The 14,617-nt window shown below is 58.5% G+C and carries 12 protein-coding genes and 1 pseudogene; 3 read left to right on the top strand and 10 right to left on the bottom strand.

Going from position 1 to position 14,617, the window contains the following annotated elements; translation table 11 throughout:
• The 3 genes from QSJ19_RS03190 to QSJ19_RS03180 all read right to left on the bottom strand — a co-directional run bounded on the left by QSJ19_RS03190 (nucleotide 1) and on the right by QSJ19_RS03180 (nucleotide 2,517).
• The gene (locus QSJ19_RS03190; protein ID WP_286318267.1) at nucleotides 1–948 is read right to left on the bottom strand and encodes a hypothetical protein; all 948 of its coding nucleotides are present in this window, start codon (nucleotides 946–948) and stop codon (nucleotides 1–3) included.
• A gap of 139 nt (nucleotides 949–1,087) precedes the next feature.
• Entirely contained in the window at nucleotides 1,088–1,960 is an 873-nt protein-coding gene (locus QSJ19_RS03185; RefSeq protein WP_286318266.1) for an SMODS domain-containing nucleotidyltransferase, read from the bottom strand.
• Nucleotides 1,960–2,517, bottom strand: a complete 558-nt coding sequence (locus QSJ19_RS03180) for an SLATT domain-containing protein (RefSeq protein WP_286318265.1) — start codon at nucleotides 2,515–2,517, stop codon at nucleotides 1,960–1,962. Before QSJ19_RS03180 ends, QSJ19_RS03185 begins: the two co-directional genes overlap by 1 nt.
• A 416-nt stretch (nucleotides 2,518–2,933) precedes the next feature.
• Between QSJ19_RS03180 and QSJ19_RS03175 the strand changes: the two genes are divergently transcribed.
• Nucleotides 2,934–3,263, top strand: coding sequence for a hypothetical protein (locus tag QSJ19_RS03175; RefSeq protein WP_286318264.1), 330 nt, complete (start codon nucleotides 2,934–2,936; stop codon nucleotides 3,261–3,263).
• 473 nt (nucleotides 3,264–3,736) lie between these two features.
• Here the strand turns inward: QSJ19_RS03175 and QSJ19_RS03170 are convergent.
• The 6 genes and pseudogenes from QSJ19_RS03170 to QSJ19_RS03145 all read right to left on the bottom strand — a co-directional run.
• Nucleotides 3,737–3,898, bottom strand: a pseudogene (locus tag QSJ19_RS03170) (IS256 family transposase); the annotation flags it as partial.
• Between the two features lie 378 nt (nucleotides 3,899–4,276).
• Nucleotides 4,277–5,935 (bottom strand): UvrD-helicase domain-containing protein, encoded by a 1,659-nt coding sequence (locus QSJ19_RS03165; protein ID WP_286318263.1) that lies wholly within the window; start codon nucleotides 5,933–5,935, stop codon nucleotides 4,277–4,279.
• Nucleotides 5,932–7,872 carry an ATP-dependent nuclease gene (locus tag QSJ19_RS03160; protein ID WP_286318262.1) on the bottom strand — a complete coding sequence of 647 codons (1,941 nt, stop codon included), beginning with the start codon at nucleotides 7,870–7,872 and terminating at the stop codon, nucleotides 5,932–5,934. The genes QSJ19_RS03165 and QSJ19_RS03160 overlap by 4 nt, the downstream gene beginning before the upstream one ends.
• Before the next feature lie 1,096 nt (nucleotides 7,873–8,968).
• Nucleotides 8,969–9,895 carry a hypothetical protein gene (locus QSJ19_RS03155; RefSeq protein ID WP_286318261.1) on the bottom strand — a complete coding sequence of 309 codons (927 nt, stop codon included), beginning with the start codon at nucleotides 9,893–9,895 and terminating at the stop codon, nucleotides 8,969–8,971.
• A gap of 108 nt (nucleotides 9,896–10,003) precedes the next feature.
• Nucleotides 10,004–11,080: a ParB/RepB/Spo0J family partition protein gene (locus QSJ19_RS03150; RefSeq protein WP_286318260.1), complete on the bottom strand. Its 1,077-nt coding sequence runs from the start codon at nucleotides 11,078–11,080 to the stop codon at nucleotides 10,004–10,006.
• A gap of 107 nt (nucleotides 11,081–11,187) precedes the next feature.
• Complete coding sequence (locus tag QSJ19_RS03145; protein WP_286318259.1) at nucleotides 11,188–12,111, bottom strand: NaeI family type II restriction endonuclease; 924 nt, start codon at nucleotides 12,109–12,111, stop codon at nucleotides 11,188–11,190.
• A gap of 161 nt (nucleotides 12,112–12,272) precedes the next feature.
• Between QSJ19_RS03145 and QSJ19_RS03140 the strand changes: the two genes are divergently transcribed.
• Nucleotides 12,273–13,088: an HNH endonuclease gene (locus QSJ19_RS03140; protein ID WP_286318258.1), complete on the top strand. Its 816-nt coding sequence runs from the start codon at nucleotides 12,273–12,275 to the stop codon at nucleotides 13,086–13,088.
• Here QSJ19_RS03140 and QSJ19_RS03135 read toward each other — a convergent pair.
• Nucleotides 13,077–14,048 (bottom strand): DNA cytosine methyltransferase, encoded by a 972-nt coding sequence (locus tag QSJ19_RS03135; protein ID WP_286318257.1) that lies wholly within the window; start codon nucleotides 14,046–14,048, stop codon nucleotides 13,077–13,079. The genes QSJ19_RS03140 and QSJ19_RS03135 overlap by 12 nt on opposite strands.
• 92 nt (nucleotides 14,049–14,140) lie before the next feature.
• Between QSJ19_RS03135 and QSJ19_RS03130 the strand changes: the two genes are divergently transcribed.
• Nucleotides 14,141–14,608 carry a very short patch repair endonuclease gene (locus QSJ19_RS03130; RefSeq protein WP_286318256.1) on the top strand — a complete coding sequence of 156 codons (468 nt, stop codon included), beginning with the start codon at nucleotides 14,141–14,143 and terminating at the stop codon, nucleotides 14,606–14,608.
• Nucleotides 14,609–14,617: the final 9 nt, after the last annotated feature.

Below are 14,617 nucleotides of genomic sequence, written 5' to 3'. Positions count from 1 at the left end.
TTAAGTGTCTAGATCCCCGCTCTCTAAGAGCATGAGATAGGCAGTGACGTGCATTATCGCGATGACAGTATTGATCCGCGAATACTGCCGTCCGCCAACAGCATGGGCGCTCGCGTGGCGACTAAAATTCTGAGGAACCTTGTCCCCACGACTTGTGTAGAACTCTGTAAAAGATCCCCAAATGCCACCAAAAACAATGCTTGCCCGCAACGGCAAGCTATTGAGGTCAAGTCGGTTGCGTTGAGCAGTGACAAGAGTCCGATCAGTAACGTCAAGCGTCTCCCGCAGCATTGTATCGAGCAGGCTCGCCGCTAACGCTTGAGCCGCTTCCGGGCTACCGGCCTCTAGAGCATCGATCGCTTTGAGGGTGAAATCGCGATACCCTGAATACTTGGTTTGCGCCACAGTGCTGACACTCGCTCGACAAGACTTCATGACAGTCTTCCATCGTCGACCGAGCAATCGCCTACGCTCCTGTTTCGTCGCTGCGTCGAATAGCTTCTGCAAGATTTCAGCTTCAGGCACCCAACCAAGTGCCAGACCCTCATCGAGCAGGAGGGATTCAAGCTTGGCCATCTCTCCGCTTTTCACTCCCTTCCAGTTTGGGGGATATGCAGCATCGATAGCCTTCAGGATGGCGTCAAGATCGAATATCGTCTCAAACTGTCTACGCTGCGTTTCATATATCTCCTTGAACGCAGTGAAGCTGGCCGGGTCGACAGCATTCTTGAAGGCGAGATTCTCAAGATTTATCGCTGGGCCAAATAGCCGACCGTAGTCAAGTCCAAGTGGCGGGAGGTCGAGCCTGAAAGCTGGCAGGTTAAGAGCGAACGCCTGCCCAAGGTCAAAGGTTCCGATCTTAGGCTGCAGGGCGTCAAGCATCATCTTCACAGCAGGCGATTCGAACGCTTTGAATGCATGATCAACGGATGGCATGAGCTTGCTCATGTCAATCGACCCAGCGATCTTACGCCGGGTCTCCCGGAGAATCCTTTCCTGCTCGGGTGTCAAAGGATCCTCATCACCGCTTCCATCCGCTCCGCTTGTTGCGACTGGCATCTTCTATCTCCCCGTTCCAAGCAGTCGCTCAACCATAAGCAGGAAACTCGCTACCGAAGATGATTCGCCAGAGTCGAATGGCCTCTTCGTGATCTCCGCGCAACTCGGCAGCGTTAGCGTTGGCCGCTCGTTGAGCTGCGCTTTGCATATTGCTGATCACCGATGACCGTGACGACCAGGTCAGGTAGCTAGATAGATCCCCACTATGTCCAGCGGGATCGGACACGCTCAGATGGTCTTGGCCCCAACGAAAGAACTTCTCGCATGCGTCACGACTGTCTGCATCAAGAGAGCTGAACGCATTCGCAACGATGACCTCAATGTGAAACGACTTCAGATATTTACTATGGACATTGTTCCATCGCTTTATCATGCGAATCATCGGCTTCAGTCGACTGCTGAGCTCGCGATTCCTCTGTGCGATCCAGTCGTCATGCTGGTCTGGATCGGTCGTCAGCCACCCACCATCCCCCTTGGGCAATGCATAGCCGCCACCAGACCACCTAAAAACGGGTGCTATATCTACGTGTGGCGCCGATTTGTAGAACAAGCGGACGGCCTGTCCGCGAGCTCCAACGACTTGAACATTATATTCGTTGAGTGAATCGCGAATGCGGTAGAGAAACTTCTTCGAGTCGAACCGATACTTCTCAAATATATTATCCTTGTTGGTAAAGACTGCCATCACGTCAACATCGTCGAGCGGACGAATTATTGTTCCCCGATCAGCCGATCCGATCAATTTTGTCGTATCCAGCGGAAGGTCGGACGTAGATCCGAATGACGACCTGAGATAGATCGTAGTCATGTCTTTGCGGCTTTTTACAGTCTCCTTTTGAGCGTCAGTCAGTCGCAACACCTCCTTAAACTCTTCGAATGCCTTCGCTGTTGTCAAAGCCATCAGCTCACCTCGTCCTGCTCATACGTCTGTCCGCCTGCCCGCAGGTTTCTTTTTGCTCGCCAATACGCATAGGTACCTGGCGGATCGGCTGTCCGATTCACTTCGTCCCGCCGAACTGTCAACTCGGCCAGCTGATCACGAACATCCTCATAGGGCAGCTTCTGCAGATCAACCATCAACAACTGACGTGCTGTCGTCTGCAACTCAAGGTAAGCGTTTGCAGCCGCCTGCGCTTGAGCAACTCGGCGAGACGGATTCAGCGTTGTCAGCGCCGCGCCAAAGCCTGCCGCAATCAACGCCAAAATTGCAGGTGTCGTACCGACGCCATCACTGGCCAGCCCAGTACCGCCTGAGATGGCCGCCAGAACAGCCGCAGGCAGTCCAAGCACAACATTCATGGCACGCCAAAACTTGAGCTGTTCGAACTGGCCCTGTCCGCTCCACACCGCACTCTCATGAATTCGGTGAATTTCATCCGAAATTGACTTGAGATTAGTAGGAACATCCGGGAGCTTGAGTCCCGCGCTCGCCTTCGATTTCGCCTTCTTTCGAAACACTACATCTATCTCCTATTTGGTCATACTTTATTTGGCGAACTTGTATCAATGTTCTTATCTCATCTTAATGCAAATTGCGGAAGATCCGATAGTACGATGCTCTTTCCACAACGCCACCGGTACACTCCACCCCTATTGTTGATCGAGTCACTCACCCGCCCCGGATGGACCGACCTTACGGGACTGGAAACAGGTTCTCAGGGGTCAGAGAGTATCGCGAGGGACTGACAAGTTCTGCTAGAAACGCACAAAAGGCCACGTCGGTACATCGTGACCCCTGGTGACTGTCATAAGTTCTCGAACATACGTTCGATTTGGTGCGGGTCCTGCAAACTTACTGTAATCACATCACCGCAGCTCAGCGGCTTACCAGGGTTCTAGAGCGTGCTTTGACCGCTAGTCGACGGCCTCGAGCGGTGCCAGTCCGGCCACCGGCGGCCAAGCAGCACACCCTCGAAGAGATCGAGGAGATGGTCGGGCTCTGGTGGCAATGCGGCAACGTCGCCAAGATCGGACGAATCGTGGGAGCCCACGAAAGCACCGTCCGACGGAACCTACGCAAGGCCGGCATCGACACCGCGCCCAGGGTGCTCGAGGTGAAAGACATCGAGGAGATCGGAAAGCTGAGCGAGCAAGGTTTGTCGATCCGGGAGATCGAGAAGCTTGTGGGGTGGACGCGCGGATCGGTCATGAAAGCAATCCGGTTGTACAACGAACACAACTCCCGCGAGAGCACTGAGTCGTGAAGCTAGGCCGCCACGTCGTCATCACGCCGAGATCTGTCGTCCGCTCGTGCCATCTCCCTCGCCACATCCAGGAGAACTCGAGCCAGCTTGTCGGTATTCGGGGTCGGATGAACAACGCCACTGATCCTGATCACCCGGTCGACGTTCTTGGTCTTGCGCTTGGGCCCAGCGGGTACCGTCGCCATCGCGGCCTGCTTCGCTTCACGCCGGACATCGAGGGCATCCATCTCCTGCACTAGCTTGGTCAGCGCCTTGCCGGCGCGCTGCGGCAACGACGGATCGTAGACGGTGATCTTCTGGCACTCCCCCAGCTCAGCATCCGAGAAGCGCCACTCCGTCGCATAGAAGGTATGGATGTCCCACTGCTCTGGTGCCGACAAGAGCGAGAACATCCCAGGGTCGTGACGCCAGAGCTGGCGCAGATGGTGGTGGAGGTTGAGGTAAGCGGGTTGGGTGAAGCGAGGCTCGTTGTTGCGCTCGTAGCGGTCGACGCTGAGGACCTCGGTGGCCTCGGTAGCCTCGGTATCGATTAGGGCTTGAAAGCCCGCACGGATCAGTTCAGCGAACATACTCGCCGGATCGGCGCCCTTGAGCGCATCGAGCTAGCTGATCAGGGCAGAACGGTCGTGGGTCATCGCGCGGTTCCGTTGCTCGAGTCACTGGTCAGGTAACTCGTTCATCACTACGCGATGGCCCACCCACAACCCCAGCCGCGCCACGCCCGAACTGCAGCTATCCAGCCTCACCGAAAGTCCACCACGTCACGGGACTTACCCGCGTAGGGCGTAGTGGCCGATGATGATCGCGTGGTCGCGTGGCAGGCCAACAACGCTCTGAACTTCCGTTCGCATTGCCTGCGGCCGCGACTAGGAGGATTGATACTTCCTTCAGCAGCTCGAAGCCTTCACGAACGAAGGGCTCCTGCGTCCGAGGCTCGCTTGAGCTCCTCGAGATCAACGACGTGGAGCTCGCGGAGCATTCCCGGATCGAACGGGCTGGTGCGGGACAACAGCTCAGGATTCATCGGCATACCCAAGCAACACTTCATGTGGCGGCGAATCCTCGCACCAGTAGTCGTTCGCGCTGTCTGGCTTCGTTCGGTGGCGCGCTGTCGTCAGGATGAGCTCATCCTTCGCCCGCGAGATAGCCACGAAGAACTCGGCCTTCACGTCGGCGTCCTTTTTGCCCCAGAAGAACTGGGACTCAACGCCGAAAACGATGACCTTCTCGAACTCCATGCCCTTGCATTTGTGGACCGTCAGGATCCGGACGGCATTTTCTTCCGACAGCCGGTCGAGCGCCGCGACCGGCTCACCGTCGACCGCCAGCTCGCGCTTGAAGCCATTGACGGCTTCCTTGATCACCTCATTGAGCCGCGAGCCCTGCTGATACGAAGGCGACAGCGCATTGAGCGCCGGACGTGATACGAACTTGACGAACGAGTTGATGAGCGGCTTCCACGAGGTGTAGTCCGAAGCATCAAACCCGGCAGCGCGCACTGTCACCCGTGCTTCACGGAGGATTGTTCGAAGCTTGCTGTCCAGCACGCCGTCAGCTTCTTCGATTCCGCCGCGCGTCACCACGCGCACCAATTCCGAGTACGCCTCGGGACGGCCGTCATCCGCAACGACCCGGAGGAAGTTGAAGATCAGGGCGGCAGCGGGCTCCGCGGTCAGATCCTGGGACTGCTGCTCGTTGCGGTACGGGACGCCAGCAGCGGTGAGGTGCCCTCCCAAAATGCTCGTAATGAGGTGCGGCTGCTGCCGAGCCAGCACTGTGATCTCCCGTGGCGGCACTCCTTCGTCGAGCCACTCGCCGATCATCTCCGTGACCGAAGCTGCTTCATCCTCGTCGGTATCGAAGCGGAGCACCTCCAGGATGCCTTCTTCACCTTCGAGGTCTTCGTCCGGGCTCGCCGCGGACGGGTCCATCTCCAAGATCATGCGGTTCTGCATCCGGCGCAGCCGAGGCTTGGATCGGAAGTTCTGATAGAGCTGCAGATCAGTCGCACGGAAGTCTTCGGCGAAGGTCGCCATGACACCTTCGAGTGCATCCGCGAAGCCCATGATGCGCTGCTTGGTGTCACCGACGCCGATGAGCTGCACGCCGGTGGCTGCGAATGCCTCCTTCAAGAAGGCGTACTGCGCCGTCGTTGCATCCTGAAACTCATCCATGAAGACGTGGCTGTAGGTCTGCCGCAACGCGCCACGCGCGTAGTCGTTCTTCTCGAGGATCTCCAGCGCGAGAGGCACGAGGTCGTCGAAGGTGATCTGCTGATTCTGGATGCGCGTGCGGGCATCGATCCGGTAGTCCGAGTTCAGCGCGTTCAGGCCCGTGAGCGCCGAACGGTAGTTGTCGATGAGGCGCTTGGCAAACGCGTGGAAGGTGAAGCTGTCGAATCGAGCGGCGTACTGAGAACCGGAGCGTAGCCGAACGCGGGACTGCAGGTTGCGGGCGGCGTCGACCTTGAACGAGATCGCCAGGATGCGCTTCGGGTACGGGTTCGCTCCCGTGCGAAACAGGAAGTCGGCGCGCTGGGCGAGAAGCTCTGTCTTGCCTGCGCCAGGGCCAGCGGTCACGACGACGTTCGCGTTGGTCTCGCGGACTGCTTTCAGAGCGTTCGGCTCGAGCTCAAGCCCGCCGACCGGAGTCCAGTCCTCTGGCTGAATCACTCCGGAAGCGCCTCGAGTTTGGCCTGCACGTCCGCGACCAGGCGTTGCAAGACTTCGGGGAGATCCGCCAGGAGCTGCCCGTTAGTCAGCGCCGCCATCGCCTTGAGGTGCGACGCGGGCTTGCTCTTGAGATCGAACAAGCGGTGATAATCATCGAAGAGCTCGAAGGCATCCTCGGGCAGGTGGTCCTCGTTCGCGTGAGACTTGCCGAGCACAGCGGCGACTATCTTCTCGTCGGGCGTTCCAACCGACTCCACCCCGTATGCGTCGGGGAAGGCCTCAAGCATCATCAGGTCGAGGTCTACGGGGTGCGAGAAGTAGACGCCCTTCTGCTCCAGCGCATAGATCGGACCGTGACCGTCCGTGAAGCTCACGTCGTTGTAGACGGGGAAATCGACGACGTCGTCCCACTTCGCAAGCCCGTCAATCTGGGCGTTCGTGAAGGTACCGGGGTTGAGTTTGTTGTACTGTTTAAGCGCGTTGCTCACGCGGCCCCAGCCTCCTTGGTACCGGCCGGAATCCAGATCAAGCAAGGTGACATGCGGGATCTCCAGTTCGTTCAATAGGCGCCAGAAGTGATTGACGTGACGACCACCCAGCGGGACAACGGAAACTGACGCGTCATCTTCCGCAACGCCAGCCGCAGCGAGTACACGCGGTAACACGATTTGCTCGCTATCGCCCTCACCGAGAACGACCAAGCGCGAGAAGTAGAGCTCAGGGAAGGCCAACACCGCCTCACGAACATACTTCGCCGTTTCGTCGTTCTTGGCCGGGAGGACGATCCGACGCACCTGAGACTGACGATCACCGTCAAGACGGAGGAAACAGATGGCCTCAGGATTGACGCGGCGCAGCAGGGCAGGCGAGTGGGTTGCAATCAGCGCCTGCGAGTCTCCATGCTCAGCAGCCTTGCGGAGCTGCCGGATGATGCGGCCGAGGTACTGCGGAGCAAGGCTGTTCTCCGGTTCCTCCAGCGCGATGATGGTGTGCACCGGCGGTCGGAGTCGGTGCTGATCGAAGGCCGTCTCCGTGCCGTCCAACACCTCCCGCGCGAGCGACTGCCAGGCGAGCACTAGCGAAATGTAGAGCAAGGACTTCTGGCCATCGCTGAGCCGATCGAACGGCAGCGACGAACCGGCCGGAGACGGCGCGAACGAGACCGTCAGCTGACGCAGCACACTCTCCAGGTCGCCACTGCCGAACGCGATTGAAGGGTCGGTGAAGAAGGCGCCGGAGTGAAGCCCAGACCATTCCCCCGCAAGCTGCACGCCGATGCTCTTGACCGCTGCGTTCCCTGCAAGCGAGTCGGTGAGATCCTTCGACAGCGTGTCGAGCGTGGTGCGCTCCGCTGTCCAGTCGGCAGCACGCAGCGCCCGTCCGACGAGCGAAGCGGTGGTGTAGGCGATGTGCTCAGCGGGATCGCGGCGCGCAGGCAGGTAGTGCACTTCGATGTTGGCGCGATCGAATCGGGACATATCAGCTCGCTGCGTCGGCGCCCCATCGGTATCAGCTTCGAGAATGTACTGGAGCTTCTCCTCGATGACATTGTCCGGAGCGATCGTGGCGGTGAGTCGGATACGGATCCGAGGTGCACCGTCTTCAGTCGCGATGCGCATGTGCGCGAAGTTCGGTGGGACAGACGGATGGTCGCCATCCTCACCCGATTCCGGCACCTCGACATCGACTTCGATCCAGAGCTCGGGCCCGTCTGCATGCACCTCAACAGCGGTGAGACCGGCAGAGATGTGGAAGTCGGAATATCGGATCTTGCGCTGCGTAGGTAGCGGGCTGAACAGCCGCGACAGCGCCTCGAGCACCGCCGTCTTGCCGGCGCCGTTCGGGCCAAGCACGTAGGTGACATCTCGCAGTGCGATCGTGGTCGGCGTCGGACCGAACGACTGGAAACCAGAAATCCGGAGGTAGGTGATCTGCATCAGACGTCCTTGTCTCTCATCACGTGGGTGGAGGCTCCTGAAGCCAAGTGGGCAGCGGGTTGATGCGGAAGCGCCTCATCCTGGCGATCAATTCGAGCGGCATAAATGGAGTTTCGCTCATTGTCGTAGACTTCGTACTGTCACCCGGTCCAACCAGCATCAACAGGCGGTGATCCTTGGGCACCACCCAGCTTAATTCCTTTATTCGCGATAGTTCTCGATATCTATACGGCTGACTCTCATGTAAATCCTTCTATTTGCATTATGTCACGTAATCAGAAAGAGCTGATGCAAACTCATTCAATACCGTTCGAAGATTGTGTCGTCCACACCGCCCAGCTGGTTGTTACGTTGAAAATAAGACCTTCCTTCGGCGCAAGCCCAATCTGTTAGCGCAGCTCACGGGAACATGTACCGAGACTCAACTACCTGCCAGGACTCGAAACACATCCACAGAGTTCAGAGCATAACCAGTGGGTGCGACACGATTTGGCTAGAAACACGAGAAAGGCCACATCGATACGACGTGACCCATGTTGATTGTCGTGATCATTCGAACCTACGTTCGACCTGGTGTCCCGCAGGGCAAGCATACTTGAATCCCGTCTCTGCAGGCGAGGGGCTTACGGGGCTGTTGGAAGAAGCTTCTCAGGGTGACTGCGCTCCACAAACGCGCATTTACCCGTGCCCACGAAACAGAAGACGGCCGCGCAGGTCGAGGACGGACGGTGGGGCTCTGGCACCAATGTCGCAACGTCGAACAGGTGGCGCGGCTCGTCGTTGCAGACCAGACACGACGCGTGCGACGGACCCTTAACACGGCTGCCTCGACACCACGCCGCACCGCATGACCGACGCTGACATCCAGGAGGTCGGCGCTTGGCCGATGAGGGACTATCGTGCCAGCAGATCGGCACACGGTTTGGGCTGGACGCACGGGGCTGTGGAACTGCGATCAAGCGATACCGCGGAGGACAGCTGGTCATGCCACCGGAGAGATGGAGACTCTCAGTGTCGAGCTGACAGCGAGTAGATGATCTACTTGCTCAGGCCACGGCATACCCTCGTGACTCTGCCTTCACCCGGGCAGCGCACCTTAAAGGTCATCAAGTCCGGCGTTCCGCTCCTCACTAATGGACCCCAAGTCCAGAAGTTCATAGTGCTCACCCGAAAATGTACCCTCGAGTGTTGAGCCGTCCTGGCTGGTGCCGAGCATTACGAGAAGGCGGCGGCGGTCCACTAGAACGCCTCTGTGGATCGCGGATGGTTTATACCAAGAACCGTCCGCCTGCCGGAAGTCAAAAGGGATGAAGCAGATGGGCACAGGCTTCGCGAGAAGCGACATGATCCCGTACCACGAGTCATCACTGACACTGTGCTGTTTGTCCACCCATTTCGGCGTACATGCACATTGCCCAAAGTAAACTATTAGACCATTGACATCGTCACCGAAGCCATTCCAGGCAACAATATCTAAACCATTATCGCCGACGTCACTAGTCCTGAACTCTGTCTCGAGGAAGCGAGTTCTCTCGTTCAGGTCCGCAGCAAGCGTCCTCAGCTTATCTGGCAATTTACCAGTGTATCGCGAGCCAACACCAAGAGAATTCTTGCCGAATATGTGCGTCTCTGCCGAATCGCCTAGATGGCGCTTCAGTGCTACGAAGCACACGAATTCAAAAATACTAGTAAGCTTTGATCGTGCAGACCTGTCAGGCACATAGCGAAGACTCGAGCTGATTAGAAGTAGCAGATATAGATTTCGCCATTCCGTTTCCCCTTTCACGCGAACAAGGGTTCCATCCTCCGAGACAGCAAATGGATATGCGGAGCCGAAACTGACTTGACGCGTAGTCATGTAGGCTAAAATCTCCCGGGCCTCACTAATGCACTTATCTTCGGGGTCGTCATCCTCGCCTCGAGCGAATGGATCAGCCTCGTCCTCCTTAGGGGAGGGGTCATCGAATGCTTCCGTCCCTCGCCACTCTTCACGTTGCGAAATTGCAGCCGCCAGATCGTGCACGCTCAGCTCCCCCTCAGCCGAATTGAGGCAGAGCAATTCCGCCCAATCCGCCCACCGATGTCGCTCATATGAACCGGGTAGGCGAGATAGGTTGCCAAGAAGGCCCACCTATGAACCTCCCCCAGCCTGCTGCCGACCAGCGTCTGCGAGTAGCCTGCTACTTAAATCTGCGACGCGCCCAACCGCCTCCATTGCCGGTTCATCGAGGGACTCATTCGGCAAGGCCCCTCTGGCAAGCACAAGAGCCTGATGAGCGTTCTCGACGTACTCGAGAAACTCTCTACTACTCTCAATTTGCTCAAATGCGGAGCTGAGTGACGCTCCCTGTTCTAATAGCCTGAGCGCATTGTCGTTCGCAATGACCTCAGACAGTTTTCTTATATTCCGTGATTCGCCAAGTACCGTCCGACCACGCGGCCCCTTCCTAAAGATCCAGGTGAAGATGTTCTCTACGTGGCTACGATTAAGCGTTTCCGAACGCAGGTCCTGACTGCTCTCGAGACCGAGATACTCAACCACATTGCTGTAGGCCAAGACAGATGATATCAGCGAGAATTCTACGGATTGCTCGGTAAGGCCCGCGATATCAAAGAAGTCATGCTCAGAAGCAAAATTGTATATCGTCAGCGAGCAGAGCAGTCGACCAACGTAGTCGGAACGACTCCCGATACTCCGGGCGAGTTCCTTGAATCGCTCGGTGGATTCGCCTTCGGACTCGCCATAACGCTGATCAAGATAGCGCGCTTTCGCTAGCGGATCCCATTCCTTAATCCCAGTGACGTGTCGATATCCAAGATGCTTTAGAATATCGTTACGGCCTTCGAAAACTAAGCACGGTAGTCGTCTGACTTCAGACTTCGCTGAGCCCGCCACCGTCTGCACCGACCTACTTTTCGTGGGCGCCGCTTGTGGATCAGCGAGGAGCTTGGTCGCTGCAAGCCTCCGGTTGCCCTCAATCACCTGGAACGAGGTGCCTCCGCCGCCAGCCGGACAAACGAGCAGAGGTTCACCAGGAAAGAACCCCTGAGAAGCGATCGATCGCATCAGGTCAATCAATCCAGCATCCCTGAGCATAAAGCTCAGTACGTCGTTCTGGTCCTCGCCGTCAACATGAGTGGGAAACCTGGGGTTCTGCGGATCGAAAGTGAGATCTTCTAGCGGGATCTCGCGGTACTCTGGAGTCAAATCACAGTCCTGTCCGTGAGGTCGGCCTGAGGGGTGCAAACTCTGTGCTATTTGGGGATCGGTCCGCGAGTTGGCGTGCCCGAAATCGAAAGACGGACGGCGACAGTTTACCGCTCCTCGCTGATGCTGGGCGCTGGCGTATGAACCACGTCTCCGGGGCGAGCTCGACGCCACAGGTCGCCATCAATGCGCACTGCGGACTGGTCATTACTCGGCACGAGCCTTACAGAAACATACTCATCGGTCTTTGGCACCGGAACGTCCAGCGCAGCTGCAAGATCGCGGTGATACATGCCGCTGAGAATAACGTAGCCTTCAGGCTTAAGGGCTGATCTTGCACCGCCGTTGTAGCGTACGCGTTTCTGGTGGTCGAGCTGACGACTCACTGTTGCAACACTGTTTCGGTGTACGATCATGCCCTCAGCGGCACGGAACAACTGGTTGGTACGCTGTGTGCCGAATCGATGACTGAAGATGTAGTCAACCGCATCTCGCGGAAGCTGTAGGAGAACGTTCGGTCGCAAATCTGCGCCCCTCCATAGCCAGCGGATCAGATTTCTGCCAAGCTCGTTCAGCTGGCTCTTCTTGTCCCGGTTGTAGCCGACTCGGCGCACGTCTGCAGTCACCCGAATTAAGCCCAGGGACCATGTCGACTTCGAATCGTCCCCTGTCGCGACGAGCGCCAGCTCGCCGAACACTTCGGGCGGAAGCATCCATCCCCCCACAGTCTGGCTCCATTTCGCGTCGACCTCATGGCCCGCGATCCGGTAGTCAGTGGCGTCTCCCCCCTCGAAACCGAACTCACGCTGCGCGTTGATCTCGAAGAGAGTTCCGAAGTGGGTCTTCTCGGTCTTCATGAGCTGATCCCACCGGTAGCGTCCGGTCTCCTGGCCGTTGTAGATCATGTCGTAGGTGTGACGGATGACGGCAGCCCACCGCGAACCGTCAGGATCGAGCCGTCTAAGTTCCCTAGCCACCTCGTCGAGAGCCCTGTCCGGCGCTTCGAGCGAGAAGAGGCCACCCGTCGTCATCCGCGTACCGTATCGCGCGCGAATGCTATGCGGACATCGGCCACGCGCACGAATCGAGACGCGTCCCGGCCGCGACACCACCGAGTTGGACCTCTTCCTGTGTTCAGCTACTTCGTGTCGCCTGCTGAGACCTGCGCCTACTTAACGGATATCCTCCCCGCGTGACAGCCGACGAGGGATTCCTTCCCCTACCGCTTCCCGACAGCGATGAACTGGCGGAAATTCTACCTAGGAGAGAATCTCGACGAATCTATGCATATCTCTACGATCGCCGGAACAACCCGCCAACGCAGGTTCAGATCGAGGAGCATCTCAGAGAGGTCCGCGGTGAATCCCACTCCAATCCGGGTCGGCGAAGGCGCGAGCTTGCGCCTTTGTTCGAGATCCGGAAGGTTGGTAGCGGCCGGAGGCCGGGCTACCTACTGGTCGGCTTGAAACCGACCGCCACATCGACTGCTGCCGACAGCCAGGTGACTGGAGCACTGCGAGCGCAGGTACTCCAACATCAACGCTGCGCTATGTGCGGGAAGACGCCGCTCAAGCATGGCGTCGAGCTTCAAGTCGACCACCGGCTCCCTCGGGCTTGGGGTGGACTGACAGTGCTCGAGAACCTCCAGCCCCTCTGCACCGAATGCAATCACGACAAGAGCGCTCTGTTCTCGACTTTCACAGCGTACGAAGAGAAGATCAAGCAGGCTGCAGGGTGGGACGACCCGAGGCAACGACTGGGCGAACTCCTCCGCGCCTTCGGGCGTGGCGGCTGGGTATCGTCGGACCTACTAGAGGCTGTCGCAAGCGCGAAAGAGCCACAGGACGACTGGCACCGGCGGCTCCGCGAGCTTCGCGACTTAGGGTGGGATTACCGGTTTAGGAAGAAGCGCGTCGGCGCTCGAGTCCGCGTCGACTACCAACTCACGAAGTCGGCGCCGTGGCCAGACGACATACCTAGAACTATCCGATTGAATTCAAAGTCCTAGAACAGCTCGTCTAGCCGCTTTCGCGCCGAGCGATTCCCTAATCGCGTTGCCGACTGCAGCCGCTACGGGCGGCGGAAACGCGTTGCCGATCTGCCTATAAGCAGCGGTCTTTCGTCCGAAGAACGTCCAGTCTGTCGGGAACCCCTGGATTGCAGCAACCATTTCGAGCGTCAGCCTGGGGACGTGATCGGCAGGCGTGAGCTCGTTAGGTCCGTGGTCCGCAATCCCTTTCCCGTCCACGCCGAGATTGAGCCAGGCGGCCTTCGCCCGGGTGGGCCCGAGATCGGCCCCGCCGTGCTTGCGCGAACCGCCGACGATCGTTGGGCCGATGCCGTCGGCGCGCTCGGCCCACTCTTCCGCGCCAACCCATCCATCACGCGCCATAAGAGGACGAAGGGTCTCGCCAACGGTTGCAGCGCTCCCCTCCGGGGCCGGCCAAGAGAACTTCTTCATGTAGGTCTTGCGCAGGCCCACGAGTATGAATCGAGGGCGAAGCTGGGGAACCCCGAACTCACACGCGTTGACGACTTGCCATTCCGTCTCGTAGCCAAGATCCGCGAGCCGCTGGCGAATGAAGGAGCGGTATGGCTGAAACTTCGCCGTCGACAGCCCCCGGACATTCTCGAGCATTACCGCAGAGGGCTTGGCTTGCTCCACGAGTCGGAGGGCCTCCGGAAACAGATCGCGCTCGTCATCCTGCCCCAACTGCTTCCCGGCGATCGAGAAAGGCGGACACGGGACGCCGCCCGCGAGCAAGTCGATCCCTCGGAAGTCTCGTCCGTTCACTTCGCGGACGTCGTCCTCGATGACCTTCCAGTCCGGTCGATTGATCCGCAGCGTTTCACACGGTTCACGCTCGATCTCAACTGCAGCTTCATGCCCGAACCCGGCCTGCTCGAGCCCCAGCGATTGCCCGCCAGCACCCGCGCAGATCTCGAGGCAACTCAGATCGCCCGCCACCTGCAGCTCCTTAACTACGATCGAACACCTGTTCGATACAGTACCGACGCACCACGTTGGATGCAACAGTTGCTAGTCCGTACCGTATGGCAATGCCCTCGGCACATCACGTCGGCTCGCCGAGCCCCGCCCAAGCGGCGTACTCGACAACACCCGGACGGTCGCGGAATATGGCCGCAATCCGCCGGACTGACACCAAACCAGAGATCGTTTTGCGACGCGCCTTGCATGCCCGCGGCAAGCGGTACCGCAAGGACTTCCCCATTCGAACCGGCGGCAAGCTTATCCGACCCGACATCGCTTTCACGCGTCTGCGCATCGCCGTCTTCGTCGATGGCTGCTTCTGGCACTCCTGCCCGAAACATGGACAGAGACCGAAGAACAACACCGAGTACTGGTCGCCGAAGCTGGCTCGCAATGTAGAACGCGATCGCCTTCAGACTGCGCTGCTCCAAGACGCCGGCTGGACGGTTATCCGCTTCTGGGAACATGAGTCCACCGACGACATGGTCAGCGTAGTTGTTCGTACGATTCGGATGGCCGAGAAGCGAGGCCGGTAGCGGCCGTCG

The organism is Gordonia sp. ABSL11-1 (assembly GCF_030315685.1).
GTDB lineage: Bacteria > Actinomycetota > Actinomycetes > Mycobacteriales > Mycobacteriaceae > Gordonia.
Note: the sequence above shows the minus strand (reverse complement) of the source record. Positions and strands in the feature narration are given on the sequence as shown.

Bases quoted from the DNA above. Each gene is read 5' to 3' on its own strand.
- QSJ19_RS03130 (WP_286318256.1), top strand. From the start codon at position 14,141: ATGCCCTCGGCACATCACGTCGGCTCGCCGAGCCCCGCCCAAGCGGCG.
- QSJ19_RS03145 (WP_286318259.1), bottom strand. From the start codon at position 12,111: ATGACGACGGGTGGCCTCTTCTCGCTCGAAGCGCCGGACAGGGCTCTC.
- QSJ19_RS03190 (WP_286318267.1), bottom strand. From the start codon at position 948: ATGAGCAAGCTCATGCCATCCGTTGATCATGCATTCAAAGCGTTCGAA.
- QSJ19_RS03185 (WP_286318266.1), bottom strand. From the start codon at position 1,960: ATGGCTTTGACAACAGCGAAGGCATTCGAAGAGTTTAAGGAGGTGTTG.
- QSJ19_RS03160 (WP_286318262.1), bottom strand. From the start codon at position 7,872: ATGCAGATCACCTACCTCCGGATTTCTGGTTTCCAGTCGTTCGGTCCG.